Raw genomic sequence first — 323 nt, 5'->3', positions numbered from 1 at the left:
GCATACATCGTTATTTTTTCTTCTGTTCCTTCTGCAATACATTTATCTGTTATGGCTAAAATCATGGCGTTACATAAGCTCATAGCACAATCTTGCCAAAAAGGATCTTTAACACCTGGTTTATAATACAAAGTGTGTGAGAGTGTCTTACATAATGCCTGTGCCGTTGAATAATCTCCATCTTTATAGGCATCTTTGACAAGCTGCAATAAGTTATAGCTCATAGAATCAAGTGGAGTTAACAGGTTCAAAACTTCAATGTGATAGCCTCGTTCTTCCAGCGTTTCTTTCGATGCGCTGAACAATTCCCCCTTTGGATCATT

1 protein-coding gene is annotated in these 323 nt (G+C 37.8%); it reads right to left on the bottom strand.

Annotated elements, in window-relative coordinates:
• Positions 1–323, bottom strand: a 323-nt coding sequence (locus CN409_RS31025; protein ID WP_170955843.1) for a type IV secretory system conjugative DNA transfer family protein, incomplete at both ends; no start/stop codon positions are given.

It is taken from the genome of Bacillus sp. AFS012607 (genome assembly GCF_002558005.1).
Taxonomy (GTDB): Bacteria; Bacillota; Bacilli; order Bacillales; family Bacillaceae_G; genus Bacillus_A; species Bacillus_A thuringiensis_S.
Note: the sequence above shows the minus strand (reverse complement) of the source record. Positions and strands in the feature narration are given on the sequence as shown.